Annotated in this window: 23 protein-coding genes; 4 read left to right on the forward strand and 19 right to left on the reverse strand. The window is 68.1% G+C overall.

Going from position 1 to position 24,241, the window contains the following annotated elements:
- Positions 1-6 precede the first annotated feature (6 nt).
- Together NMP03_RS07980 and NMP03_RS07985 are read left to right on the forward strand one after the other, a co-directional pair.
- On the forward strand, positions 7-1,581 hold the full coding sequence (locus tag NMP03_RS07980; protein WP_256507941.1) for a sensor histidine kinase: 1,575 nt from the start codon (positions 7-9) through the stop codon (positions 1,579-1,581).
- A 269-nt stretch (positions 1,582-1,850) separates the two neighbouring features.
- Complete coding sequence (locus NMP03_RS07985; protein ID WP_256507942.1) at positions 1,851-1,976, forward strand: entericidin A/B family lipoprotein; 126 nt, start codon at positions 1,851-1,853, stop codon at positions 1,974-1,976.
- Positions 1,977-2,030: 54 nt separating this feature from the next.
- Here NMP03_RS07985 and tatC read toward each other — a convergent pair whose 3' ends face one another.
- The 12 genes from tatC to NMP03_RS08045 form a co-directional block, all read right to left on the reverse strand.
- On the reverse strand, positions 2,031-2,819 hold the full coding sequence (gene tatC, locus NMP03_RS07990) for a twin-arginine translocase subunit TatC (RefSeq protein ID WP_256507943.1): 789 nt from the start codon (positions 2,817-2,819) through the stop codon (positions 2,031-2,033).
- Entirely contained in the window at positions 2,816-3,256 is a 441-nt protein-coding gene (gene tatB / locus NMP03_RS07995) for a Sec-independent protein translocase protein TatB (RefSeq protein ID WP_256507944.1), read from the reverse strand. The genes tatC and tatB overlap by 4 nt, the downstream gene beginning before the upstream one ends.
- 59 nt (positions 3,257-3,315) lie before the next feature.
- Complete coding sequence (locus tag NMP03_RS08000; protein WP_256507945.1) at positions 3,316-3,549, reverse strand: twin-arginine translocase TatA/TatE family subunit; 234 nt, start codon at positions 3,547-3,549, stop codon at positions 3,316-3,318.
- A 27-nt stretch (positions 3,550-3,576) separates the two neighbouring features.
- On the reverse strand, positions 3,577-4,146 hold the full coding sequence (scpB, locus tag NMP03_RS08005) for an SMC-Scp complex subunit ScpB (protein WP_256507946.1): 570 nt from the start codon (positions 4,144-4,146) through the stop codon (positions 3,577-3,579).
- Positions 4,143-4,874 (reverse strand): segregation and condensation protein A, encoded by a 732-nt coding sequence (locus NMP03_RS08010; RefSeq protein WP_256507947.1) that lies wholly within the window; start codon positions 4,872-4,874, stop codon positions 4,143-4,145. Before NMP03_RS08010 ends, scpB begins: the two co-directional genes overlap by 4 nt.
- A gap of 93 nt (positions 4,875-4,967) precedes the next feature.
- A complete protein-coding gene (locus tag NMP03_RS08015) occupies positions 4,968-5,975 on the reverse strand; it encodes a glycoside hydrolase family 3 N-terminal domain-containing protein (RefSeq protein ID WP_256507948.1) in 1,008 nt (335 codons plus the stop codon).
- Positions 5,976-6,118: 143 nt separating this feature from the next.
- Positions 6,119-6,856 (reverse strand): SPOR domain-containing protein, encoded by a 738-nt coding sequence (locus NMP03_RS08020; protein ID WP_256507949.1) that lies wholly within the window; start codon positions 6,854-6,856, stop codon positions 6,119-6,121.
- Positions 6,856-8,583, reverse strand: a complete 1,728-nt coding sequence (gene argS / locus NMP03_RS08025) for an arginine--tRNA ligase (protein ID WP_256507950.1) — start codon at positions 8,581-8,583, stop codon at positions 6,856-6,858. The genes NMP03_RS08020 and argS overlap by 1 nt, the downstream gene beginning before the upstream one ends.
- A gap of 40 nt (positions 8,584-8,623) precedes the next feature.
- On the reverse strand, positions 8,624-9,532 hold the full coding sequence (gene rarD / locus NMP03_RS08030; protein ID WP_256507951.1) for an EamA family transporter RarD: 909 nt from the start codon (positions 9,530-9,532) through the stop codon (positions 8,624-8,626).
- 252 nt (positions 9,533-9,784) lie between these two features.
- Entirely contained in the window at positions 9,785-11,521 is a 1,737-nt protein-coding gene (locus NMP03_RS08035) for an amidohydrolase (RefSeq protein WP_256507952.1), read from the reverse strand.
- The gene (locus NMP03_RS08040) at positions 11,521-12,375 is read right to left on the reverse strand and encodes an NAD(P)-dependent oxidoreductase (RefSeq protein ID WP_256507953.1); all 855 of its coding nucleotides are present in this window, start codon (positions 12,373-12,375) and stop codon (positions 11,521-11,523) included. The genes NMP03_RS08035 and NMP03_RS08040 overlap by 1 nt, the downstream gene beginning before the upstream one ends.
- Before the next feature lie 10 nt (positions 12,376-12,385).
- On the reverse strand, positions 12,386-12,730 hold the full coding sequence (locus NMP03_RS08045) for a hypothetical protein (RefSeq protein WP_256507954.1): 345 nt from the start codon (positions 12,728-12,730) through the stop codon (positions 12,386-12,388).
- Positions 12,731-12,807: 77 nt separating this feature from the next.
- Between NMP03_RS08045 and NMP03_RS08050 the strand changes: the two genes are divergently transcribed.
- Both NMP03_RS08050 and NMP03_RS08055 read left to right on the forward strand, forming a co-directional pair.
- On the forward strand, positions 12,808-14,052 hold the full coding sequence (locus NMP03_RS08050) for a threonine ammonia-lyase (RefSeq protein WP_256507955.1): 1,245 nt from the start codon (positions 12,808-12,810) through the stop codon (positions 14,050-14,052).
- A 151-nt stretch (positions 14,053-14,203) separates the two neighbouring features.
- Positions 14,204-14,983 (forward strand): arginyltransferase, encoded by a 780-nt coding sequence (locus NMP03_RS08055; RefSeq protein WP_256507956.1) that lies wholly within the window; start codon positions 14,204-14,206, stop codon positions 14,981-14,983.
- 225 nt (positions 14,984-15,208) lie between these two features.
- Here NMP03_RS08055 and NMP03_RS08060 read toward each other — a convergent pair whose 3' ends face one another.
- The 7 genes from NMP03_RS08060 to NMP03_RS08090 form a co-directional block, all read right to left on the reverse strand.
- Entirely contained in the window at positions 15,209-16,012 is an 804-nt protein-coding gene (locus tag NMP03_RS08060; RefSeq protein ID WP_256507957.1) for a transglutaminase family protein, read from the reverse strand.
- Complete coding sequence (locus NMP03_RS08065; RefSeq protein WP_256508061.1) at positions 16,012-16,947, reverse strand: alpha-E domain-containing protein; 936 nt, start codon at positions 16,945-16,947, stop codon at positions 16,012-16,014. The genes NMP03_RS08060 and NMP03_RS08065 overlap by 1 nt, the downstream gene beginning before the upstream one ends.
- 145 nt (positions 16,948-17,092) lie before the next feature.
- Positions 17,093-18,583, reverse strand: coding sequence for a circularly permuted type 2 ATP-grasp protein (locus tag NMP03_RS08070; protein ID WP_256507958.1), 1,491 nt, complete (start codon positions 18,581-18,583; stop codon positions 17,093-17,095).
- 207 nt (positions 18,584-18,790) lie between these two features.
- Positions 18,791-20,824 (reverse strand): protein-disulfide reductase DsbD family protein, encoded by a 2,034-nt coding sequence (locus NMP03_RS08075; protein ID WP_256507959.1) that lies wholly within the window; start codon positions 20,822-20,824, stop codon positions 18,791-18,793.
- A 172-nt stretch (positions 20,825-20,996) separates the two neighbouring features.
- Positions 20,997-21,893 (reverse strand): 3-hydroxyisobutyrate dehydrogenase, encoded by an 897-nt coding sequence (mmsB, locus tag NMP03_RS08080; RefSeq protein ID WP_256507960.1) that lies wholly within the window; start codon positions 21,891-21,893, stop codon positions 20,997-20,999.
- Between the two features lie 228 nt (positions 21,894-22,121).
- Entirely contained in the window at positions 22,122-22,895 is a 774-nt protein-coding gene (locus NMP03_RS08085; protein ID WP_256507961.1) for an enoyl-CoA hydratase, read from the reverse strand.
- Between the two features lie 115 nt (positions 22,896-23,010).
- Positions 23,011-24,051, reverse strand: coding sequence for an enoyl-CoA hydratase/isomerase family protein (locus tag NMP03_RS08090; protein WP_256507962.1), 1,041 nt, complete (start codon positions 24,049-24,051; stop codon positions 23,011-23,013).
- Positions 24,052-24,241 lie beyond the last annotated feature (190 nt).

The following is a 24,241-nucleotide window of genomic DNA, read 5'->3' on the forward strand; positions in this document are numbered from 1 at the left end:
GACAGCATGAGCATTACCGATCAGGACACCCCGGAGCCGACCCGCGCCGGGGACAGACTGGCGCGCATTCCGACCGGCGCCAAGGTATTCCTGATCCTCAGTTGTGCGCTGTTGCCGCTGGCGCTGATCGCCTTTTTCGCTTCGCTGCAAACCAACCGAGCATCGGACATGGAGGCGCGCGCGCAGCTACGCGTCGCCGCCGAACAGGGCGCACGCGCGCTGACGATCGAATTGGTCGGCGATATGACCGCGCTACGCGATGCCGCCAACGCGCTGGAACGCGATCCCGCCAACAGCCCGGCGTGCGCGCGCGCGCGCGGCGTGTTCGGGCAACAGTTTTCGACCGGTACAAGGTTCGCGATCACCGATGCCAGCGGTCGTCTGCTGTGCGGCGAGCCGATCAAGGCGACGCAGCGCGTCGGCGGCGATGGCCGAATCGGGGTGACGATGGCCGATGACGGCCTGATCCTGGCGATCGGCGCGCGCGGCGGTACCGTCGCAGCCACCGCCTATTTCCCGACCGAGTTCCTCGCAGTGGTGGCGCGTCCTACCGGGCTCGCTCCGGGCTACGGCAGCAGGCTGACGCGCAATGGCGACGCGCTGCCGCTTACCGAACTTGCCAACCAGTCTACCCTCAGCCGGCGCGATACGCACATTGCGCCGATCGGCATCCCCGAACTCGCGGTGGCGATGACGGTCAGCGCCCTGCCGATCACTTCGCCCTTGCTGATCGCGATGATCCTGCCGCTGCTGATGTGGGCGGCGGCTGCGGGGATCGGCTGGTTCGTCGTCGACCGGTTGCTGATCCGCCCGCTTCGCCGGCTGCGTGCCAATGTCGGCACCTACCAGCCGGGCGAAGTGCTCCAGCCGATCGAATATGGCGCAATGCCGGCGCAGGAAATCCGCGAACTGGGCGATACGTTCGAAGGGATCACGCGCACGGTACGGCTGCACGAAGCCGATCTGGCCGAAGGGCTGGTCCGCCAGACCAAATTGACCCGCGAAGTCCATCACCGCGTGAAGAATAATCTGCAGGTGATCGCCAGCCTGATCAACTTTCACGCGCGCGGCGCACCCTCGCCCGACGCCGCCGCCGCTTATGCCTCGATCCAGCGGCGCGTCGACGCACTCGCGGTGGTCCATCGCTATCACTTCGCCGAGATGGAGGATAATCGCGGGCTCGAGCTGCGATCGGTGATCGGTGAGCTCGCGTCGAACATCCGCGCGACCGCGCCCGACCCCGGGTCGCGGCTGGGAATCGCGCTCGAGATCGAACCATTGCAGGCGTCGCAGGACGTCGCGGTGGCGGTGGCATTTCTGCTAACCGAGCTGATCGAGCTGGCGATGAACGTCCAGCCGCAAACGCAAATACGCCTGACGATGCGCGCTGGCGAGCATGACGGCACCGCCACGCTGCGCGTGAGTTCGCCGTCGCTGGTTGGCGGACCGACGCTCGATCACCTGCTGGCGACCCGCTATGGCCGCGTCATCACCGGCCTGGCGCGCCAGCTGCGCGCACCGTTGCACCATGACCCGCTGGTCGGCGCGTATGAGATATCGATCGCGGTGATGCGCGCCTAAAATAATCTTGCAATCGGCTGGAACCCCTGTCCGACCGCGCCGTTTTACTCTTCGGATAGCGACTATTTGCCCCCCCGCTCTCGCTATCCACGACATGGGCCCGGAAGCGCCACCCTCCCCCCCCCGGAGGCGCTTCCGGGCCTAATTCATTCCAGCCCTGGCTCGTCCTAGCCCGCCGATTGCGCCGAAGCAGTTGGTTCGTGATGCGGAACGAAATCGCTTGGCGATCATTCAATTGCCGGAGTTTGTATCCGCCAAGGAGAATGAAGATGCGCAAGTTTTTCGGTCTGGCCATCGTCGCCAGCGCATTGTTGGTAAGCGCATGCAACACGGTCCAGGGCGTTGGGCGCGACGTTCAGTCGGCAGGTGCGGCGGTCGAAGACGCGGTCGACTGACCGGATCCTTTCGAGCGTATCGATCGGGGGCTGCGGGAAACCGCGGCCCCTTTTCTATTCGGCGGGCTTTTCCACCGCGTCGGTCGCGGTCGCGTCGGCGTTCTTGGCTCGCTTGCGCTCGGTGAACCAGATGCCGATCAGCGCCAGCTCGTACAAAAGGATCAGCGGAACCGCGAGCAGGAACTGCGACCCGATATCGGGCGGGGTCAGCACCGCGGCGATGCCGAACGCCGCGACGATCGCGTAGCGGCGCGCGCTCACCAACTGCTTGCGGGTGACGATGCCGGCGCGCTCGAGCAGCATCAGCAGCACCGGCAGCAGGAACGAGATGCCGAACGCGAACAGGAACTGCATCACGAACGACAGATAATTGCCGACCGAAGGTAAGGCCTCCTGCTCGATCCCGCCGAAATTGCCCTGGAAGCTCAGCAGGAAGGTCAGCGCCACCGGAATGGTGACGAAATAGGCGAGCGACGCGCCCGCGGTGAACAGCACCGGCGTCGCCAGCAGGAACGGGAACAGCGCGCGCTTCTCGGCGCGATACAGGCCGGGTGCGACGAACTGCCAGAGCTGGTTGGACAGCACCGGGAACGAGATCATCAGCGCCGCGAACAACGCGACCTTCACCCGGACGAAGAAGGCTTCGAACAATTGGGTGAAGATGACGCGCTTTTGTCCGGCAGCGACCAGCGGCTGGACCAGGAACGCGAAGATTTCCTCGGCAAAGGCGTAGCAGACCGCGAACGCGATCACGACGGTGAGCACGCAATACAGCGCGCGCTTACGCAGTTCGATCAGGTGATCGAGCAGCGGCGCCTGGCTCTGGTCGATATCGTCCCTCACGATGGCGCCTTGCCGTCGGCAGCCGGGAGATCGGGCGAATCGGCGGGCGCGAGGTGCGGTGTGTCGACCGACCCGATCTCGGGCCGGATATCGGGCTTGGCGACGGTCACCGGCGGCTGGTCGCCGTCATAGGCGTGCGCCACGTCGCCTTCGGGTGCCGGCAGCATCGCCTGCGCGGGCTCGGGCGACTGCGCAGGCTCGGGCGGATGCTCGCGCATGATCCGCGCGTTTTCATCGGCCCATTTCTTTTCCATCTCGGCCAGCTCGGCTTCGCGCACCATCGCATCGAAGCCGCTGCGGAACTGGCGCGCGACGCCACGCGCCTTGCCGACCCATTGGCCGACGAAGCGCATCGCTTTTGGCAGGTCCTTGGGACCGATGACCAGAAGCGCGACGACCGCGACCACGATCATCTCGCTCAGATTGAAGTCGAGCATCGTGCTCCGCCGTTAGCGGCGCGCCACCCGGGCGCGCCGAAAGTCAAAAAGGCGTCGCCTCAGCGATCGTCGCGCGTGCGATCGGCGTCGGTCTTGAACGCGGGCTCGGCGGCGCGCTGGGCTTCGATCCGGCTCGGCTCGACCTTGTCGTCGTCGTCCTCGATCATGCCCTTCTTGAAGTTCTTGATGCCCTTGGCAACGTCACCCATCAGGTTCGAGAAGCGACCACCACCCAGCAACAGGATCGCGATCACGCCGAACACCAGCCAATGCATCAGGCTGAAACCACCCATGACAATTCTCCTCGTGTCGGGCCCTATCTAGTCCGAGTCGTCGGCAGATACCACCTCGATCGACAGATCGACCGGATCGAGCAGCCCCGCGGCGCGCAGATCGTCGATGCCGGGCAGGTCGCGCCGGCTCGCCAGCCCGAAATGGTCGAGAAACCCCGCCGTCGTGGCGTACGTTAGCGGCCGGCCGGGGACTTCGCGGCGCCCGGCGGGACGCACCCAGCCCGCCGCCATCAGCACGTCGATCGTCCCCTTGGCGACCTGCACGCCGCGAATCGCCTCGATCTCGGCGCGGGTGACGGGCTCGTGATAGGCGATGATCGCCAAGGTCTCGATCCCGGCGCGGCTGAGCTTGCGGCTGTCCTCGCGGTCGCGGCGCAGCAAATGCGCCAGGTCGCCCGCGGTCTCGAAATGCCAATGCTCGCCGCGCCGGACCAGCGCGATGCCGCGCCCGGCATAGTGGTCCGCCAGCGTACCCAGCGCGCGGCGAACGTCGGCGCCCTCGCCCAGATGCTCGGCGATCTGCGAAGGCGTGAGCGGCGTCGGCGAGGCGAACAACACCGCCTCGACCGCGCGGACCAGATCGTCGGGGGGCGTCATGCGAGTTCGCGCACGTACAGCGGCGCGAAGGGCGATGCCTGGCGCAATTCGAGCCTGCCCTGCCGCGCGAGTTCGAGCGCGGCGACGAAGCTCGATGCCAGCGCCGAGCGGCGATACGCTTCGTCGGGGGTGAGCGGCAGGAAGCTTGCCAACACTGCCCAGTCGATCGCCTCGCCCACCATCCGCGACACCCGCGCGATCGCTTCGTCGAGCGTCATCACCGCGCGGCGCGCGACGACGTGCATCACCGGGCGCGAGCGCGCGCTGATCTGGCCATAAGCCGCGATCAGGTCGTAGATCTCGGCCTCCCAGCGCGTCCGCCGATCGGTGCGCAGCCCTTCGGGCGCGCCGCGCGGAAACACGTCGCGGCCCATCCGGTCGCGCGCCATCAGCCGCGCGCCTGCCTCGCGCATCGCGTTCAGCCGTTCGAGCCGGAGCGTGAGGCGAAGCGCGAGTTCCTCGGGGCTCGGCGTCTCCTGCGGGTCGCGCGGCAGCAGCAGTGCCGATTTGAGATAGGCGAGCCACGCCGCCATCACGAGATAATCGGCGGCGACTTCGAGCTGGAGCGCGCGCGCGCCTTCGATGAAGGCGAGATATTGCTCGACCAGGTCGAGGATCGAGATCGCCTTGAGATCGACCTTCTGCGCGCGCGCGAGGCCGAGCAGCAGGTCGAGCGGCCCCTCCCACCCGTCGAGCGCGACGGTGAGCGTCGGTTCGGGGTCAGCCATCGCGGCGAGGCGCGAGAGGGCAAAGGCCGGTGGGAGCACGACGCATCGCCGCAGGATATGCCAGACAATGCCGCCGCACCAAGGCTTTCGGCATCACACCAGGGCGAGCAGCGAATCGCGCTTGGCGGTGAGTTCGGCGATGTCACCCTCGATTACCCCTGCGGTCCGCGACGCCATCGCGCGGTCGAGCCGTTCACGTGCCCGCGGGGTGATCTCCCCCACCCTGCCCGCGATATCGACCATCTCGTCCATCCGCCCCCAGCAATCGAGCACGACGTCGCACCCCGCCGCCAGCACGCCGGCGGCCTTGTCGCCCGCGCTGCCCGACAACGCCTTCATGTCGATATCGTCGCTCATCAACAGCCCGTCGAAGCCGATCCGCCCGCGGATCACTTCCTCGATCACGATCGGCGACAGCGTTGCCGGGCGCTCGGCATCCCAGGCCTCGAACACGCAATGGCAGGTCATGCCCATCGGTGCATCGGCGAGCGAGGCGAAGGGTTCGAGGTCGATCGCCAGCTCGGCGTCCGATGCGGTCACGCGCGGCAGTTCGAGATGGCTGTCGACTCCGGCGCGGCCATGGCCGGGCATGTGCTTGACCACCCCCACCACCCCGCCGCGCGCGAGCCCGTCGAGCACCGCGCGACCGATCGCGGCGACCTGCATCGGTTCGTCGCCATAAGCGCGGCTGGTGATGACAGTGGCGGCGCCGGCGACCGGGACGTCGAGCAGCGGCATGCAATCGACGGTGATGCCGACCTCGGCGAGCGTCAGCGCGATCGCGTGCGCGTTGCAGCGCGCCGCCTCGATCGCCGAGATCGGTGCGACCTGCCACAGTGCGGCGAAGGCGGGGCCGGCGGGAAAGGCGGACCATTCGGGGGCGCGCATCCGCGCGACCGGGCCACCTTCCTGGTCGATCAGGATCGGCAATTCGTCGCGGCCAGAGAGCGCGCGAAGCTCGTCGGTCAGCGCGCGGAGCTGCGCGCGATCGCGCACGTTGCGGCCGAAGAGGATGTAGCCGAGCGGATCGGCATCGGCGAAGAAGGCACGCTCGTCGGCGGTCAGCGTCAGGCCGGAGAGGCCATAGATCACGGGTTGCATCGGCGGGGGGTAGCGAACCGCGCGGATATTATGAACCCCCGTTCGCCCTAAGCCTGTCGAAGGGGCGGCCCGTCCTCTCAGCGCGCGTGGCGGTGGACGGTGCAGGCCGACGCTTCGACCAGCTCAGCGCGAACGGGGAAGGCTCAAGACACCACGAAGCACGCCTCGCCCGCGATCTTCAGCTTGCCGCAGATCTCGCGCGCCTGCGCGTTGCTGCCGGCGTTGACGCGCAGCCGGTGGACGGTGCGGCCATTGACCTCGGCGGCCTGGATCGACTGGCCGAGCCCGGCGAGATAGCCGAAGCGGCTCGAGAGCTGCTTCCACGACGCTTGCGCGACCGCGTCGCTGGGGAACGATCCGAGCTGGACCACCGCACCGCCGCCGCCGGTCGCCGCAGGCGGCGGGGTGGCGGTGGCGGGCGCAGCCGCGCTCAGCCGACCCGAGGGGGGTGGCACATCGGCCTCGACGCGGCGACCGCTGGGCGGGGCGACGGGCACCGCCTGCGGCTGCGCACGGCCGGCGACGGGCGCTTCGGGCACCGCCGAAAGGTCGACGCGCGCCTTGGTCGCGCTGCCTTCGCTGGTCTTGAACACCGCATCGCCCTCGCCCGCGACGCGCATGCCGCCGGGCTGGTCGGGCTTGACCTTATAATCCCCCTCGGGCGCGGCGATAAGCTCGCCCGATCCGCCGGTTACGCGGCGATCCTGATACCAATAGAGACCCGCGACCGCGGCGGCGATCACCGCCAGCCCGACGCCGATCAGCAGGACCAGCCGCAGCATCGACGGCCGGTCATCATAGCCGTCGTCGACGGTTTCGAGCCAGGGCAGCCGATCCTCGTCGCGTTCGATCGAGTCGCCGGTCATTTCGAGAGTCGTCATCAGTGCATCTCCTCGACCGCCACGACGCCCATGACGCCGAGACCGCTGCGGATGATCTGCCCGATCGCGCCCGCCAGATAAAGCCGTGCCTGCGTAAGCCCGGCATCGTCGGCGATCAGGTAGCGGCGGTCGGCGCGTTCGTTGCCGACATTCCACGCGGCGTGAAATTCGGCAGCCAAGTCGTAGAGATAAAACGCGATTCGGTGCGGCTCGCGCGCCAGCGCGGCGCTTTCGGCGATGCGCGGGAACTGCGCCGCCAGCTTCACCAGCGCCAGCTCCTCCGTATCAAGGCGGGACAGGTCGGGCGTAGCGGTCGGTTCGATTCCCGCTTCGAGCGCACGGCGGTGGAGCGATGCGATCCGCGCATGGGCATATTGGACGTAGAAGACCGGATTGTCCTTCGACGCCTCGACGACCTTGGCGAAATCGAAATCCATCTGCGCATCGGCCTTGCGCGTCAGCATCGTGAAGCGGACGACGTCCTTGCCGACCTCCTCGACCACATCGGCGAGCGTGACGAAATTGCCCGAGCGCTTCGACATCTTCACCGGCTCGCCCGCGCGCAGCAGCCGCACCATCTGCACCAGCTTGACGTCGAACCGCGTCTTGCCCTCGGTCAGCGCGTTGACCGCGGCGACGATGCGCTTGACCGTGCCGGCATGGTCGGCGCCCCAGATGTCGATCAGCTGGTCGGCGCTCTCGGCCTTCTGGAAATGATAGGCGAGGTCGGCGCCGAAATAGGTCCAAGCCCCGTTCGACTTCTTGATCGGGCGATCCTGATCGTCGCCGAACTTCGTCGAGCGGAACAGCGGCAGCTCGACCGGTTCCCAATCATCGGCGACTTCGCCCTTGGGAGCTTCCAGCACGCCGTCATAGACCAGGTCGCGCGCGCGCAGCCACGCTTCCGCCGCCTCGGGCTTGCCCGCCGCCTGGAGCTCGGCCTCGGAGGCGAATTTGTCGTGGTGGATGCCGAGCAAGGCAAGATCGGCGCGGACCATCACCAGCATCGCCGCCACCGCCTCGCGCCGGAACAGCGCGAGCCATTCGGCTTCGGGGGCGTCGACGAACGCCACGCCATGTTCGGCGGCCAGCTTCTCGCCGATCGGCTTCAGGTATTCGCCGGGGTAGAGCCCCTCGGGGATCGCGATCGTCTCGCCGAGCGCCTCGCGATAGCGAAGATGCGCCGAGCGCGCGAGCGTATCGACCTGGCCGCCCGCGTCGTTGACATAATATTCGCGGATCACGTCGTGGCCGACGAATTCGAGCAGGGCGGCGAGCGCGTCGCCCACCACCGCGCCGCGGCAATGCCCCATATGCATCGGGCCGGTGGGGTTGGCCGAGACATATTCGATGTTGACCGTGGTGCCCTTGCCCATCTCCGACCGGCCGTAGCGGTCGCCCTCGGCATGGATCGTCGCCAGCTCGTCGCGCCAGGTGGCGTCGGTAAGCGTCAGGTTGATGAAGCCGGGGCCGGCGACCGACACCGCCGAAACCTCGTCGATCTTCCCGAGCTCGGCGACGATCTTTTCGGCGAGCGCGCGCGGGTTGGTGCCCGCGGGCTTGGCGAGCACCATCGCGGCGTTGGTCGCCAGGTCGCCATGGCTGGAATCGCGCGGCGGCTCGACGGTGACCGCGCGGCGTTCGAGCCCGGCGGGCAGGTCGCCAGCGGCGACCAGCGCGTCGAGGGCTGCGTTGAGATGGGCGGCAAAGCGGGTGTAAAGCGTCATGCCCGCGCTCTAAGCGGCAATCTGCCGATCGGCAACAATGTCAGCCGGCCGGGACCGGGCGGCGCTTGGGCAGGAAGCCGCTGCCGACGTACAGCGCCAGCCCCGTCCAGATGCAGACGAAGCAGATGATGTGCGCGGTGGTGAGCGGTTCGCCCAGCCACAGCACCGCCAGCGCGAACTGGAGCGTCGGCGCGATGTACTGCAGCAACCCCACCATCGCATAAGGCAACCGCCGCGCCGAAGCAGCGAACAGCAGCAGCGGCACCGCGGTGACGATGCCGGTGAGCACCAGCAGGATGCTAACATCGGTGCGGTCGCCGAAGGCGAGCGAATGGGTGCTCGCCATCCAGGCGAGATAGGCGAGCGCGAAAGGGGTGAGGATCGCGGTTTCGAGCGCCAGCCCCTCGATCGATTCGACGCGCACCATCTTGCGCACCAGGCCGTAGAGCGCGAACGACATCGCCAGCGTCAGGCTGATCCACAGCCCCTCGCCCGCCCCCGCCGCGAGCACCGCGACGCCGACCGCGGCGATTCCCACCGCCAGCCCTTGCAGCCGCGTCAGCCGCTCGCGCAGCACGACGACGCCGAGCAGCACGTTGATGAGCGGATTGAGGAAATAGCCGAGGCTGCCCGCAAGCACCTGCTGATGCTGGACCGCCCAGATATAGACCAGCCAGTTGACCGAGATCAGCGCGGCGCTGGCGGTGAGCGCGAGCATCACCCGCCGGTCGCGCAGCGCGGTCAGCAGCTTGTCGCCGCGGCGCATCGCGAGGACGACGATGGTCAACAGCACCAACGACCAGATGACCCGGCTGGCGACGACTTCGCTCGATCCGACGCCCTCGAGCAGCAGAAAATAGAGCGGCAGCACCCCCCAGATCGAATAGGCGGCGACGCCCTGGATCAGCCCGGTGCGATCGATCGTTGGCTTGGATACGGGTGCGTGCATGGCCCCAAGCTATGCGCTCATGCTGCAGTGCGCAAAGCAGCCGAGCGATTGCGGGGGAAACAAAAGCTTCGTGGGGGCCGCCCCCGCCCGTCACCCCGGCCTGGTGCCGGGGCGCACCGTGCCGCGACCGCATCGGCTAGAGGCTCGGGCGGCGTCGTAAGCGGCATAGTGGACCCCGGCACAAGGCCGGTGACGACGGTGGGGGTTCGGGCCCGCCGGTCAGTGCCCGCATCAGGCCGGGGTGACGAAGGGTTAGCGCCCCGGCGGCCCGCCGCGCACCGGATCGCGCGTGAGCGCCTCGGGGACCGCATCCTCGCGGCCACCGCGCTCGAACACCTTCTGGCCGCCGACCCAGGTCTCGAGCACCACCGTCTGGCGAAGCTCGGCGGGCGACACCGCGCTCGGGTCGCGATCGACGATTACGAAATCGGCGCGCATGCCGGGCGCGAGCCGCCCGAACTTCGATTCGGCGAACCCCGCATAGGCGGCGTCGATCGTGAACGCCTTCCATGTTTCCTCGCGCGTCAGCGCTTCCTCGGCGCGCCAGCCGCCAAAGGGCTGGCCATCGGGACCCTGGCGGGTAAAGCCCGCCGCCCAGCCGACGAACGGATTGGGGTTCTCGACCGGATAGTCCGATCCGAACGCAATCCGCGCGTTGTTTCGGAGCATCGAGCGCCACGCATAGGCGCCGCCGAGCCGCTCGGCGCCGAGGCGTGTCTCGGCCATCGTGCGGTCGCTGGTCTGGTGAACCGGCTGCATCGAGGCGATGATGCCGTTGCGCCCGAAGCGCGGCAGATCGGCAGCATCGACGATCTGCGAATGCTCGATCCGCCAGCGCCGGTCGCCCTTGTAGCTCGTCTGCATCTCGTCGATCGCGTCGAGCACCTGACCGTTCGCACGGTCGCCGATCGCGTGGATCGCGAGCTGGAAGCCGTCCATCGCGCCGCGGCTCATCTGGTTGAGCAATTGGGTATCGGTTTGGAAGGGCAGCCCGGTCTGGCCCGCGGCATCGGCATAGGGCGCCTTGAGCCAGGCGCCGCGCGAGCCGAGCGCGCCGTCGAGATACAGCTTGATCCCGCCCATCCGCAATTTGTCGGCATAGAGCCACGGGGTTGGCCCGCTGCCGCCGACGCGCACCGCGGTATCGACCGAATCGGCATAGGTCATCAGCCGGACGCGCAGGAAATTGAGATCGGCCATCCGGCGATAGGTCATCCAGTCGTCGAGGCTGGTGCCCATGTCGGCGGTGGCGGTGATGCCGTTGCGCAGCAGGATCTTCTGCGCTTCGAGGAAGGCGGCGTTGCGGTCGCGCGGCGACGGGGCTGGCACCGCCTTGCCCACCAGCGCCATCGCGGCATCGACGAAGACCCCGCTCGGCTGGCCATTGGCGCCCTTTTCGATCCGGCCGCCGCTCGGCGATTCGCTCTTGGCGGTGATGCCCGCAGCCTTCATCGCCGCGCTGTTGGCCCAGGCGGCATGGCCATCGACGCGTTCGAGCCATACCGGCTTGCCCGGCACCAGCGCGTCGAGCTCGGCGGCGTTGGGATAGCGCCCCAACCCCCAGCGTTCCTGGTTCCAGCCGCCGCCGGTGATCCAGGGGCGATCGGGATTGGCCGCGGCATAGGCGACGATCTTGGCCTTGGCCTCGTCGAAGCTCTGCGTTTCGGACAAATCGAGCGCGAGCGCCTGGAAGCCCAGCCCCATGACATGGCCGTGCGCGTCGATCATGCCGGGGATCAGGATCCGCCCCTTCATGTCGATCCGCCAGTCGAGCTTTTCGGGCCGCTTGTCGCGGCGCTGGAGCAGCTTGGACACCTTGCCGTCGCGATCGACCAGCACGCCGGTGAAGCGCACGACGCGGCCGTTCTCGTCGAGCGTCATGCCGTCGACATTCTCGACCAGCGCGTCAGCAAAGGCTGGGCTGGCGGCGAGCAGGGCAAGGGCGGCCAAGGCTCCCTTCCCCTTCAGGGAGGAGAGAATGTTGTTCATCACTTCGGCAATCTCCGCACCAACGCGCTCGTGTCCTGCCGAGCGCCGCCCATCTTCTGTACCTCGGCGTAAAATTGATCGACCAGCGCCGCGACCGGCAGCGATGCGCCGTTGTGCTTGGCCTCGTCGAGCGCCAGCCCGAGATCCTTGCGCATCCAATCGACCGCGAAGCCGAAATCGAACCGATCCTCGCCCATCGTTTGCCAGCGATTGACCATCTGCCAACTCTGCGCCGCGCCGCCCGAAATCGCTTCGAACACCTTCTCGAGATCGAGATCGGCGGCCTGCGCGAAGCGCAGCGCTTCGCTCACGCCCTGGAGCACCCCGGCGATCGCGATCTGGTTGACCATCTTGGTCGTCTGGCCGGCACCGGCATCGCCGACATGGACGATCCGCGCGGCGTAGGCCTGCATCAAGGGCTCGGCGACCGCGAGCGCCGCCGCCGAGCCGCCGCACATGATCGAAAGCTTGCCGTTTTCGGCACCCGCCTGCCCGCCCGACACCGGCGCATCGACCACCAGCGCGCGCGCACCCGCCAGCCGCCGCGCGATCGATGCAGAGACCGTGGTGTGATCGATGAAGACCGCATTGTCGCGCATCGCCGCGAATGCGCCGTCCGGTCCCAGCGTGACCCCCGCCAGATCGTCGTCATTGCCGACGCAGGTGATCACCGCGTCCTTGCCAGCCGCCGCCTCCGCCGGGGTCGCGGCGACCGCGCCGCCATGCGCCGCTGCCCAGGCTTCGGCTTTGGCGCGGGTGCGGTTGTAGACGGTGACCTTGTGCCCGACCTTGACGAGGTGCCCCGCCATGGGCGCGCCCATGACGCCGGTTCCGATGAATGCGATTGCTGCCATGCGCACTGCCTTAGGCGCGAGCCGCGCGCCCCGCAACGGCGGCGCAATCGTCGGCGCGTACCGTATAGCTGGTGCGAACCCCACGCGTCGCATAGCCCGCGGCCACCTCGCGTCCGGTGCGACAGGTGAGCTTCACCGCGGCATCCTGGCGCGGCCGCGTCGCCCAATAGCCGCTGGCGAATTCGCGCAGCGGCCGCCGCTCGCCCGCGCCGCTCACCAGCGCCCCCGACGCGAGCACATGATCGGGATCGCTCACCACCACGAAGCCATTGACGAACAGGTCGACCGAAGCGACCGCGATTCCTGCGAGCACCACCAGCACGGCGACGCGCAGCGAAAAGAAATAGCGATGCATGGCGGCTAGTTTCGAGGCTCGGCGGCGAAATCGCAACCCGGTTTCCCCGGCGCGCGCGATCGGCTAGGCGCTGTCGCATGGCTACCCTTCCCGTCGCACCGCCCGCCTCCGCGCTCGTGACCCTCGACGATGTGCGCGCCGCGCATATCCGGATCGCCGATGCGGTGGTGCGCACGCCGACCTTGATCAGCCGGACGCTGTCGCAGCTGACCGGGGCGACGGTGTATCTGAAGTTCGAGAACCTCCAGTTCACCGCCGCCTACAAGGAGCGCGGCGCGCTCAACACGCTCCTCCAGCTCGACGCGGCGGCACGTGCCAAGGGGGTGATCGCGGCGTCGGCGGGCAATCACGCGCAGGGGCTGGCCTATCATGGCAACCGGCTGGGCATCCCGGTGACGATCGTGATGCCGCAGAACACGCCGACGGTGAAGGTGACGCAGACCGAAGGCCATGGCGCGACGGTGATCCTGGAGGGCGAAACCTTCGACGCCGCGCACGCGCATGCGCGCAAGCTGGAGGCGACCAACGGCTATACCTTCGTCCATCCGTTCGACGATGCGCGGATCATCGCGGGCCAGGGGACGATCGCGATCGAGATGCTCGAGGACGTACCCGAAATCGACACCTTCCTGGTGCCGATCGGCGGCGGCGGGCTGATCTCGGGCGTCGCGACGGTCGCCAAGGCGAGCGACCGGCCGATCGAGGTGATCGGGGTCGAGGCCGAGCTGTTCCCGTCGATGTACAACCGGATCAACGGCACCGACCTGCCGTGCGGCGGCGATACGCTGGCCGAGGGGATCGCGGTGAAGGAGCCCGGCGGGCTGACCGCGCAGATCGTTCGCGAGCTGGTCGACGATATCGTGCTGGTCAACGAGCGCAGCCTGGAGGAATCGGTCAGCCTGTTGCTGCAGATCGAAAAGACCGTGGTCGAGGGCGCCGGCGCCGCCGGCCTCGCCGCGCTGCTCGCGCACCCCGAGAAATTTCGCGGGAAGACCGTCGGCACGATCCTGTGCGGCGGCAATATCGACACGCGGCTGCTCGCCAACGTGCTGCTGCGCGACCTGGCGCGCTCGGGCCGGCTCGCGCGGCTGCGGGTGCGGCTGCAGGACCGCCCCGGCGCGCTGTTCAACGTGGCGCGGATCTTCCACGAACAGGGCGTCAACATCATCGAGGTGTATCACCAGCGGGTGTTCACCACGCTGCCCGCCAAGGGCCTCATCACCGACATCGAATGCGAGACGCGCGACAAGGCGCATCTCGACCGGCTGATGGCGGCGCTGACCGCGGCGCATTACGAAGTGAGCCCCGTCGAGCTCGCCTGACGCCCGCACCGGGGCCGGTCGCGGTTCGGCGAAACTCTTTCGCGCGTTAACGCTCTTTCCTTGGTTAACAAGCTTTTCATCATTGCCGCGCGGCCACATAGTGGGCCCACGGTCGCAGTTCGCGGCCTGGTTCGAAGGGCTTTTCCGCAGCGTGACCGCGCCGTTTCGTTTTCCCCGGTTCTTCGTGACCACCCCGACCCCCTGCCCCTATCTGCCCGGGCGGCAGGAGCGGAAGGTGTTCACCGAACTCAACGGCCAGCATGCCGGCGAGCTCAACGACGCGCTCGGGCGGATCGGCTTTCGCCGCAGCCAGGGCGTCGCCTATCGCCCTAGCTGCCCCAGTTGCAGCGCGTGCCAATCGGTCCGCGTCGTCGCCGAACGCTTCGAGACCAATGCGACGCAGCGCAAATTGCTCCGCCGCAACGGTGATCTCGAAGTCAGCGCCTGCCGCCCCTGGGCGACCGAGGAGCAGTTCGAGCTGCTGACGCAATATCTGGAAAACCGGCATCCCGGCGGTGGCATGGCGGCGATGGACGAGGGCGACTATGCCGACATGGTCGAGCACAGCCCGGTGCGCAGCTATGTCGTCGAATATCGCGAGCCCTCGGCAGGCGGCCGCCCGGGCAAGCTGGTGGGGGCGTGCATCAGCGACCAGCAGGCCGACGGGCTGTCGATGATCTACAGCTTCTTCGACGCCGCACCCGACGCGCGCCAGGGGCTGGGCAACTACATCATCCTCGACCACATCATGCGCGCGCGCGCCGCCAAGCTGCCCTATGTCTATCTCGGCTATTGGGTGAAGGGGTCGGCGCGGATGGAATATAAGACGCGCTATCGCCCGATGGAGGTGCTCGACCGCAACGGCTGGGGGCCGCTCGAGGTGGATGCGGTGGCGGTGCCGGCGTGCGCTCGGGTGGCGGCGATGGTTTGAGGCGACCGCGACCGACTACCCCACCCCGTTCGTGCTGAGTAGCTGCTGAGCCCTTCGACAAGCTCAGGACAGGCTTGTCGAAGCCTGTCCGGAGCGCCTGCCTTGGCAGGCAGTCGAAGGGAGGCGTATCGAAGCACCGGCCCGCTTGGGGCAATGTCCTTCGATAAGGGTCTTCGCCTTCGCTCAGCCCCTACTCAGGACGAACGGGGTGGGTAGAGGCGGTGCTCAAGCATTCCCGCCGACCACCGCCACCCGAAGCGCGACGTCGAGCTCTTCCTCGCCCGGTCCGAGCCGCGATCCCGCGACCGGGGTCGCGTCGCCGGCATCGAGCCCCACCGCGACGCGCACGTAGCGCTCATCGATCCGGGCACCTACCGACGGATCGATCCCCATCCACCCCAGATCCGGCAGATGCGCCTCGACCCAGCCGTGGGGTGAGCAGCGTTCGCTTTGCGCCTGGCGATAGCCGCTAACATAGCGCGCGGGCACCCGCGCGCTACGCAGTCCCGCCACCAGCATCTGTGCGAGTTCGCGGCCGGTCGCGCGGTCGTCTGAGAACGCTGCTTCGGCATCGCGCAGCGGGTCATGGCTGTCCTCGGCCATCGTGAAGCGGTCGTGCATCGCGCGAACCGCGGCGTCGATCCCCGCAGTTCCGCCTTCCCCGACTGCTGCCAGGACAAACGCGGACAGTGCTTCGCCCGCTCGCGTGCGCTCGGTCTCGCGCAGATAGAAAGCAGGTGGCAGCGGCTCGGCGGTGCCGTGGACGAAGCCGTCGGCGCCCGCGGTCAGCACCTCGCCCTGAACGCTGATCTCGATGCTTTCGAGCGGACCGTCGGCGTAGAGCATCGTCAGCTTGTTGCCCAAGCCGTCGCGCGCCTCGCGCAGCCGCGCGTCGCAATCGACGTCGATCCGCCAGCTGACGATCGTCTGGTCGTTGGTGTCGTCGGGCGACAGCCGCAGCGCCTGGACCAGCCGCAATTGCGGCTCGCTAAAGGCATAACGGGTGCGATGATCGATCGTGATGCGCATCAGATGAACCGGAATTGGCGGGCGATCGCGGCATCGAGCGCCGCATTCTCCGCGATGAATTCGTCGAGATATTCGTGCAGCCCGCGCACGATCACCTCGTGGGTGCGGGTGCGGTGAAGCTTGGCCATGCGGTTGCGCGCCAACCGATCGGCCTCGCCCTGCAGCCCGGTGCGCTTGCCGACCAGGCTGAGCACCTCGACCGTCTCCTCGACGCAGGCGGCGAGCGAGCGCGGCAGTTCGGGGCGGGTGAGCAGCAGATCGATCACCAGATTGGGCTTGAGCCCCTCGGCATAGAGCCAGCGATAGGCGGTCACCGCCGACACCGTCTGCAGGATCGTGGTCCACTGGTCGCGATCGACGATGCCGCCGACCGGCTCGCCCTCGGGCAGCAGCAGATGATATTTGACGTCGACCAGCCGCGCGGTGTTGTCGGCGCGCTCGATCGCGGCACCCAGCCGGATCAGCCACACCGCTTCGTTGCGCATCATCCGCAGCACCGCGCCCTCGAACCCGCGCGTTTCGGCCTTCACAGCCTCGACCAGGTTTAGCGTCGCCATCGCGTTGCCCGGGCGCAGCTGGCTGTTGAACAACAGCCAGGCGCGGTTGATCGCGGTCCAGGCCTCGCGCGTGAGCGCGGTGCGCACCGCACGCGCATTGTTGCGCGCCATGTCGAGGCAGCGGACGAGCGAGCCGGCATTTTCCGAATCGATCGTCAGGAAGCGCGCGACATTCGCCTGGTCGATCGGCGCGCCGGTATCGGCATAGAGCGCATCGCTATCGGTGACGCGCAGCGCGCTTTCCCACGCCGCCTCGCCCGCCGGGGTGGGCGACAGCGCGTCGAGCCGGACGGTGGCCTCGACCAGCCGCGCGACGAAATCGGCGCGCTCGACATAGCGGCCGAGCCAGTAGAGCGACGACGCGGTGCGCGAGAGCATCACCATGCTGAAATTCCTCCCCGGCACGGGGAGGGGGACCGCCGAAGGCAGTGGAGGGGGGTAGCCACCGAGGAAGCGCTCGGGGAAAGCCCCCTCCACCGCTTCGCGGTCCCCCTCCCCGTTCGGGGGAGGATCTGGATGCCGCTCATGATCCCAATTCCTGACGCTGCAACATGCCTCCCATCGCCTGCATCTGGCGGCGTTCCTCGGGCATCAGCACGAAGCTGTCCTTGGTCCCGCCGCCCTGCGACGAATTGACCACCAGCGAACCTTCGCGCAGCGCCACGCGGGTAAGCCCGCCGGGCACCACCTGCACCCCGTCACGCCCGGTCAGCACGAAGGGGCGAAAATCGACATGGCGCGGCGCAAGCCCCGCCTCGGTCATCGTCGGCACGGTCGACAGCGCCAGCGTCGGCTGCGCGATATAGCGGTGCGGCTCGGCGATCAGTGCGGCGCGGAAGGCCTCGATCTCGGCCTTGGTCGCGGTCGGGCCGACAAGCATGCCATAGCCGCCCGAGCCGTCGACCAGCTTCACCACCAATTCGGGCAGGCGTTCGAGGACATATTTCAGCGCCTGTGGCTCGCGGCAGCGATAGGTTTCGACATTGGGCAGCTTCGCCTCGCCGCCCGAATAGAAGCGCACGATCTCGGGCATGTAGCTGTAGATCGCCTTGTCATCGGCGATGCCGTTGCCCGGCGCGTTGATCAGCGTGACGTTGCCCGCCCGATACGCCGCCATCAGCCCAGGCACGCCGAGCATCGAATCGGGGCGGAACACCAAAGGATCGAGATAGTCATCGTCGATCCGGCGATAGATCACATCGACCTTCACTCGCCCGGCGATGGTCTGCATCCAGACGACATCGTCATCGACCACCAGATCGGCGGGCTCGACCAGCTCGATCCCCATGCTGTCGGCAAGGAAGCTGTGTTCGTAATAGGCGCTGTTGAAGTGACCTGGGGTCAGCACGACGCACACCGGGCGCAGACCGCTGCCCTCGGGCGCAACCGATCGCATCGTTTCGTGCAGCCGGTCGGGATAGCTGTCGACCGCGGCGACGCGGAACGAGCGGAACAGCTCGGGGCACAGCCGGATCATGGCCTCGCGGTTTTCGAGCATGTACGACACGCCCGAAGGGGTGCGGGCATTGTCCTCAAGCACGTAGAATTCGTCGGGGCCGGTGCGGACGAGATCGATCCCGCAGATATGCGCGAAGACGCCGTGCGGCGGGCGGATGCCGACGACTTCGTGGCGGAACTGCGCGTTGCCCAGCACCAGCTCGGCGGGGAGCACGCCCTCGGCGAGGATGCGGCGCTCGCCGTAAATGTCGTCGAGAAAGGCGTTGATCGCCTCGACGCGCTGGATCAGCCCCTGGCTGAGCCGCGCCCATTCGTCGGCGAGGAAGACGCGCGGCACGATGTCGAAGGGGATGATGCGTTCGCTGGCGTCGCGATCGCCATAGACCGCGAAGGTGATGCCGAGCTGGCGGAAGGTGTTCTCCGCGGCTTCGGTGCGGCGCTGAAGCTCTTCGCGCGGGGTTTCGTTGATCCAGGCGGCCAGGGCCGCGAATTCGGGCCGCGGCGCCTGCGGCCCGCCCTTCCCCCAGATTTCGTCGAACGCGCGGTTATCTTCCATTCGACCTCAAAAGCATCGTGCCGACGATTGGTTGCATGCTGCCCGCGAACGCTGCGCCGCACAAGGCCGTTGGGCCTCCATAATCCTCCCCCTTCAGGGGGAGGGGGACCGCGAAGCGGTGGAGGGGGCCGCCAAGAACGGTGTCGCCCGGGGTTGGCCCCCCTCCACCATGCTTCGCACGGTCCCCCTCCCCGTACCGGGGAGGAATTAGGCCGGGTTTACCGGCAACTCGGTCAACATCGCCGGGGTCAGCAGCTGCGGCAGCACGACCGGCGAAGCGGCGCCCGGCGCGTACCAGAGGTACAGCGGCACCCCCGCGCGGTTATGCCGTTCGATGAAGCGCCCCAGCGCCGGATCGCCATCGGTCCAGTCGCCCACCAGCACGCTGACCTTGCCGTCGCCGAACGCCTTGGCGACACCCGCGGTCTCGATCGCCGCCTTTTCGTTGACCTTGCACGTCACGCACCAGTCGGCGGTGAAATAGGCGAAGACCGGCCGCCCCTCGGCTCGCAGCCGGTCGAGCGTCGCTTCGCTGAAGGGTTCGGCCCCCAGCGCGGCGACCCGCGGCGTTTGGGCGGCGCTGCGTTCAACGCTGGCGACCGCGACCAGCCCGATCGCGAGCGCGACCCCGGCGGGTGCCCATTGCAGCGCCTTGCCGCCAAGCTGCCGCCGCCCGGTCCACCACAATGCCAGCGCCAGCACCAGCGCCGCCGCGAGGCCGAGCGTCATGCCATCGACCCCGGCTTGCCGCCCCAGCACCCAGGCGAGCGCGAGCGCGGTAAGGAACATCGGCACCGACAGGATGTGGCGGAAGGTCGCCATCCACGCGCCGGGCTTGGGCAGACGCCGGCGAAGCGCGGGGACGAAGCCCAGCAGCAAGAAGGGCAGCGCTAGGCCAAGTCCCAGCCCGGCGAACACCAGCATTCCCATCCACCACGGCAGCACCAGCGCAGCTCCCAGCGCCGCGCCCATGAACGGCCCGGTACACGGCGTCGCGACGAAGGCGGCGAGCGCGCCGGTGAGGAAGGCGCTGCCCGTCCCCTTCGCGCTCATCCGGTTGGCGATGCCGGGCGCGCCGACCTCGAACAGCCCCGCCAGGTTCAGCGCAATCGCGGTGACCAGCAGCAACAGGAACAGAATGACGCGCGGATCCTGCAACTGGAACGCCCAGCCGACGCTAGCCCCCGCCGCGCGCAGGCCGAGGAGGATGCCGCCGAGCGCCAGACACACCAGCACTACGCCGGCGGTATAGGCGAGCGCCTCGCCACGCGCGCTGCGCTCATCGCCGCCGGCGCGCGCGAGGCTGAGTGCCTTGAGGCTGAGGATCGGGAAGACGCAGGGCATGATGTTGAGGATCAGCCCGCCGAGCAGTGCCCCCGCGAACGCCAGCAGCGCGGTGGCGACATCGAGCGTCGCCGCCGCCTGCCCCGCCGCGACTGCACCCGGCACCCCAGAAACCGCGAAGCCCTTGCCCTCGCCGATCGACAACACCCCCTCGACCGCCTGCGGACCCGCGCCCGGCGCTGTGGTTTCGATGATCAGGAGGTCGCCGTCGCGGCGCACCGTCTGCGGCGCGGCGTAGTTGAGCGCATTGGCGGTCAGCGGGAAGAAATAGGGGTCGGTCGCGGCGGCTTCGGCGGGGAACGGCACCGCGAGGCGGAACATGCCGTCGGCCACCGCGAAGGTCGCCTGCGACCCGAGTGGCTTGGGCAGGCCCGCGCGCCATTCGTCGAACCGCGCGCGCATCTCGGGGGCGATCGCGCCATCGCCGACGGTGAGCGTGGTTTCGAGCGTCTGGCTTTCGGGCACGCAAATCTCGTTGGTGCAGACCAGATAATCGGCCTTGACCCGCACCGGCATCGCCGTGCCCGGCGCGGCATCGGCGGGGAGCTTCAGCGTGACGAACTGGGTGAAGCGGCCTTCATAGACATAGTTCATCAGCCCCGCGATCAGCAGCCGCTGCGGCACCGGATATTGCAGCGGCCCCGCGGTGACGCCGGCGGGCAGCGTCCAATCAAGCTTGGTCTCGATGCCGGCATCGCCCGGGTTGCGCCAATAGCCGTGCCAGCCGGGCTCGGGGGTCGAGACGAACGCCAGCGTCACCTCGCCGCCGGGCGCAGGGGTGGCGGTTTCGGGCACCAATTCGATCGCGATGTGCGGCGCAGTGCCCGGAATTTGCGCGAACGCCGGCATCGCGAGCGCGAGCATCAACAGGGCGGCAAGGATACGCAACAGGGGCATCGGCGGCTTTCGGGGTGGACGTGTGCGAACACCATAGCGCGCCGATGTGCGATTCACATACCTCCCTCCGTTCGGGCTGAGCCTGTCGAAGTCCGGCCCACGCTTCCGACCGCGCACCGCCCGGCAGGCGGGTGCGCCCTTCGACAAGCTCAGGGCGAACGGAATCGAGAGGTCACTGCTTGGGTGGGACCGCCAACCCCAGCATCTTGATGATCCCCGAAAAATCGGTCGCCGCGCCGCCTTCGTCGACGAAGCGCTGGTACATCTCCGCCGCGCGCGCGCCCATCGGGGTGTCGGCCGAGACGCTCGCCGCGGCCTGCATCGCCAACCGGAGGTCCTTGAGCTGAAGCGCTGCGGCGAACCCGCCCTGCCAGTCGCGATCGGCAGGGGTTTCGGGGCCTACACCGGGAACCGGGCAATAGCTCGTCATCGACCAGCTCTGCCCCGACGACACGCTGGCGATGTCGTAGAAGGTCTGGAGGTCGAGCCCGAGTCTCTGCGCCAGCACGAACGCCTCGCCGGTCGCGACCATCGTCGCGCCGAGCAGCATGTTGTTGCAGATCTTCGCCGCCTGTCCGGCACCCACCGGCCCGGCATGGATCACCGTCTTGCCCATATCCGCCAGGAACGGTTCGGCGCGGCGGAACGCTTCCTCGCTGCCGCCCGCCATGAAGGTGAGCGTGCCCGCATTGGCGGCGGCGATCCCGCCCGACACCGGCGCATCGACCATCGTCAGCCCCTTCACCGCCGCCGCCTCGGCAACGCGGCGCGCGGTTTCGACGTCGATCGTCGAACAGTCGATCAGGATCGCGCTGGGCGGTGCGGCGGCGAATACGTCGGTGGTATAGACCGCCTCGACATGGCTGCCCGCGGGCAGCATCGTGATCACCGCCTCGGCCTCGGCACAGGCGATCGCGGCGGAGTCGGCGGGCAGGCAGCCGGCGTCCTTGGCGCGCGCGAGTGCGTCGGCCGACAGGTCGAACGCGCGGACGTCGTGGCCGGCCTTGGCCAGGTTCGCGGCCATGCCGCCGCCCATGTTGCCCAGGCCGATGAATGCGATGCGTGCCATGTTGCTCTCCTACTCTATCTCCCCTCTCCCCTGGACAGGGGAGAGGATACCGCAGCTTGCCAGCTTGCTGGCTAGCGCAGGTTGGTGAGGGGTCGGGCGAGCCGTTGGCTCGCGCGCTTGCGAAGGCAAGCGCCCACCCCTCACCCAGCTTCGACTAGGTCCGCGTGAAGGACGCGAACCAAGTCTGCGCAACCCTCTCCCCTGCAAGCAGGGGCGAGGGAGGCTGCGTCACTTCCCAGTCCATACCCCGGCGCGCTTCTCGACGAACGCTGCCATGCCTTCCTTCTGATCCTGCGTCCCGAACAGCCCGTGGAACAGCCGCCGTTCGAACTGCACCCCTTGGCTCAGCCCCATGTCGAACGCGGCGTTCACCATTTCCTTGTTCGCCTTTACCGCCAGCGGCGCCATGCCCGCGATCGTCGCGGCGGTCTTTATCGCTTCCTCGACCAGATCGGCGGCGGGGACGATCCGGCTGACCAGCCCGGCGCGCTCGGCCTCCTCGGCATCGATCATTCGCCCGGTCAGGCACATTTCCATCGCCTTGGCCTTGCCCACCGCGCGCGCGAGCCGCTGCGATCCACCCATGCCGGGGGAGACCGCCAGCTTGATCTCGGGCTGGCCGAACCTGGCGGTGTCGGCGGCGAGGATGAAGTCGCACATCATCGCCACCTCGCAGCCGCCGCCCAGCGCATAACCCGCGACCGCGGCGATCACCGGCTTGCGCGTGCGGGTGAAGGCATCCCAGCCGGCGAAGAAGTCATGGCCGTACATGTCGGCAAAGCCCTGCGCCTGCATCTCCTTGATGTCGGCCCCCGCGGCGAACGCCTTTTCGCTGCCGGTGAGCACCGCGCAGCCCTGCGAGGGATCGGCATCGAACGCGGCCATCGCGTGGAGCAATTCGCTCAGCACCCGGCCGTTGAGCGCGTTGAGCGCCTTGGGCCGGTTGAGCGTGACCAGCGTCACCGCGCCGCGCTGTTCGACCAGGATGGTTTCGTAGTTCATCGCACTCTTCTCCTTCGTCATCCCGGACTTGATCCGGGGTCCATGCGGGACCTCGGCGTCGGGGGTGCGGCTGATGGGTCGCATGGATGCCGGATCGAGTCCGGCATGACGATATTCAGGCCGGATTCCATTCGTCATCGGCGGGCAGCGGCGCAAAAATCTGGTCGATTAGGTGACCGGTGACCTCCTCGGGCGTGGCGGGTTGCCAGCGCGGGGCGTTGTCCTTGTCGATGATCACCGCGCGCACGCCTTCGATGAAGTCGTGGCGCTGGACGACATGGCTCGCCACCGCGAATTCCTGCCGCATTTCGTCCTCGAAGGTCGGCATCGTGCGGCCATCGAGCAGCAGCTTGAGGCTGACCTTCATCGTCTGCGGCGATTTGGTATCGAGCGTGGCGAGCGTCTGCATCGCCCATTCGCCGCCATCCTCGCGCAGCGCGGCATAGATGTCCTCGAGCCGATCGCTGGCGAACAGCCGGTCGATCGCGTCGCGCTGTTCCAAGATACGCGCTTCGGGCGCGGGGGTCGATGCCTCGTCCAGGATCGCCTCGATCGCCTGCGGGTCCTGCGCGATCCGCTGCTTAACGCCTTCGAGCGCCTCTGCCGCCACGAAATGCGTCACCAGCCCCAGCGCGAGGCATTCGCCGCCGTCGATCCGCGCGCCGGTGAGCGCCAGATACTGGCCGATCCGCCCCGGCAGCCGCGACAGATACCAGCCGCCGCCGACATCGGGGAACAGCCCGATCCCGGTCTCGGGCATCGCCAGCTTGGTGTTCTGCGTCGCGACGCGGAACTTCGCAGGCTGCGACAGGCCGACGCCGCCGCCCATCGTGACCCCGTCCATGAACGCGACGATCGGCTTGGCGTAGGTGAACAGCCGGTGGTTCATGGTATATTCGGCGCGGAAGAAGGCGCGCGCGTCGACGCCGTCCTTGGCGCCGCTGTCGGCGATCATGCGGATGTCGCCGCCGGCGCAAAAGCCGCGGCCCTCGGCGTGGTCGATCAGGATCGCTTCGACCGCGGGCTCCTCGACCCAGGCGTCGAGCGCGGCGATGATCGCATCGCACATCGGGTGCGTCAGCGCGTGGATCGCCTTGGGCCGGTTGAGCCGGATGCGACCGATTCGGCCTTCGGTGGTGATGAGAACGTCTTCCACGCCTGCTCCTTAATTTCCCTCTCCCCTGGATAGGGGAGAGGATACCGCAGCTTGCCAGCTTGCTGGCTAGCGCAGGTTGGTGAGGGGTCGAGCGGCGCACTTGCGCCGCGCGGTCGCAAGCGCGACCGCACCACCCTCACCCAGCTTCGACTAGGCCGTGCTGAAGTAGCACGACCAGGTCTTCGCAACC

Source organism: Sphingomonas qomolangmaensis (assembly GCF_024496245.1).
In the GTDB taxonomy this organism is placed as follows: domain Bacteria; phylum Pseudomonadota; class Alphaproteobacteria; order Sphingomonadales; family Sphingomonadaceae; genus Sphingomonas; species Sphingomonas qomolangmaensis.

What these genes read in the sequence shown, in the direction of transcription:
- NMP03_RS07980 (WP_256507941.1), top strand. Translation starts at nt 7, where the DNA reads ATGAGCATTACCGATCAGGACACCCCGGAGCCGACCCGCGCCGGGGAC.
- NMP03_RS07985 (WP_256507942.1), top strand. Translation starts at nt 1,851, where the DNA reads ATGCGCAAGTTTTTCGGTCTGGCCATCGTCGCCAGCGCATTGTTGGTA.
- tatB (WP_256507944.1), bottom strand. Translation starts at nt 3,256, where the DNA reads ATGCTCGACTTCAATCTGAGCGAGATGATCGTGGTCGCGGTCGTCGCG.
- NMP03_RS08000 (WP_256507945.1), bottom strand. Translation starts at nt 3,549, where the DNA reads ATGGGTGGTTTCAGCCTGATGCATTGGCTGGTGTTCGGCGTGATCGCG.
- scpB (WP_256507946.1), bottom strand. Translation starts at nt 4,146, where the DNA reads ATGACGCCCCCCGACGATCTGGTCCGCGCGGTCGAGGCGGTGTTGTTC.
- NMP03_RS08010 (WP_256507947.1), bottom strand. Translation starts at nt 4,874, where the DNA reads ATGGCTGACCCCGAACCGACGCTCACCGTCGCGCTCGACGGGTGGGAG.
- NMP03_RS08015 (WP_256507948.1), bottom strand. Translation starts at nt 5,975, where the DNA reads ATGCAACCCGTGATCTATGGCCTCTCCGGCCTGACGCTGACCGCCGAC.
- NMP03_RS08020 (WP_256507949.1), bottom strand. Translation starts at nt 6,856, where the DNA reads ATGACGACTCTCGAAATGACCGGCGACTCGATCGAACGCGACGAGGAT.
- argS (WP_256507950.1), bottom strand. Translation starts at nt 8,583, where the DNA reads ATGACGCTTTACACCCGCTTTGCCGCCCATCTCAACGCAGCCCTCGAC.
- rarD (WP_256507951.1), bottom strand. Translation starts at nt 9,532, where the DNA reads ATGCACGCACCCGTATCCAAGCCAACGATCGATCGCACCGGGCTGATC.
- NMP03_RS08035 (WP_256507952.1), bottom strand. Translation starts at nt 11,521, where the DNA reads ATGAACAACATTCTCTCCTCCCTGAAGGGGAAGGGAGCCTTGGCCGCC.
- NMP03_RS08040 (WP_256507953.1), bottom strand. Translation starts at nt 12,375, where the DNA reads ATGGCAGCAATCGCATTCATCGGAACCGGCGTCATGGGCGCGCCCATG.
- NMP03_RS08045 (WP_256507954.1), bottom strand. Translation starts at nt 12,730, where the DNA reads ATGCATCGCTATTTCTTTTCGCTGCGCGTCGCCGTGCTGGTGGTGCTC.
- NMP03_RS08050 (WP_256507955.1), top strand. Translation starts at nt 12,808, where the DNA reads ATGGCTACCCTTCCCGTCGCACCGCCCGCCTCCGCGCTCGTGACCCTC.
- NMP03_RS08060 (WP_256507957.1), bottom strand. Translation starts at nt 16,012, where the DNA reads ATGCGCATCACGATCGATCATCGCACCCGTTATGCCTTTAGCGAGCCG.
- NMP03_RS08065 (WP_256508061.1), bottom strand. Translation starts at nt 16,947, where the DNA reads ATGCTCTCGCGCACCGCGTCGTCGCTCTACTGGCTCGGCCGCTATGTC.
- NMP03_RS08070 (WP_256507958.1), bottom strand. Translation starts at nt 18,583, where the DNA reads ATGGAAGATAACCGCGCGTTCGACGAAATCTGGGGGAAGGGCGGGCCG.
- NMP03_RS08075 (WP_256507959.1), bottom strand. Translation starts at nt 20,824, where the DNA reads ATGCCCCTGTTGCGTATCCTTGCCGCCCTGTTGATGCTCGCGCTCGCG.
- mmsB (WP_256507960.1), bottom strand. Translation starts at nt 21,893, where the DNA reads ATGGCACGCATCGCATTCATCGGCCTGGGCAACATGGGCGGCGGCATG.
- NMP03_RS08085 (WP_256507961.1), bottom strand. Translation starts at nt 22,895, where the DNA reads ATGAACTACGAAACCATCCTGGTCGAACAGCGCGGCGCGGTGACGCTG.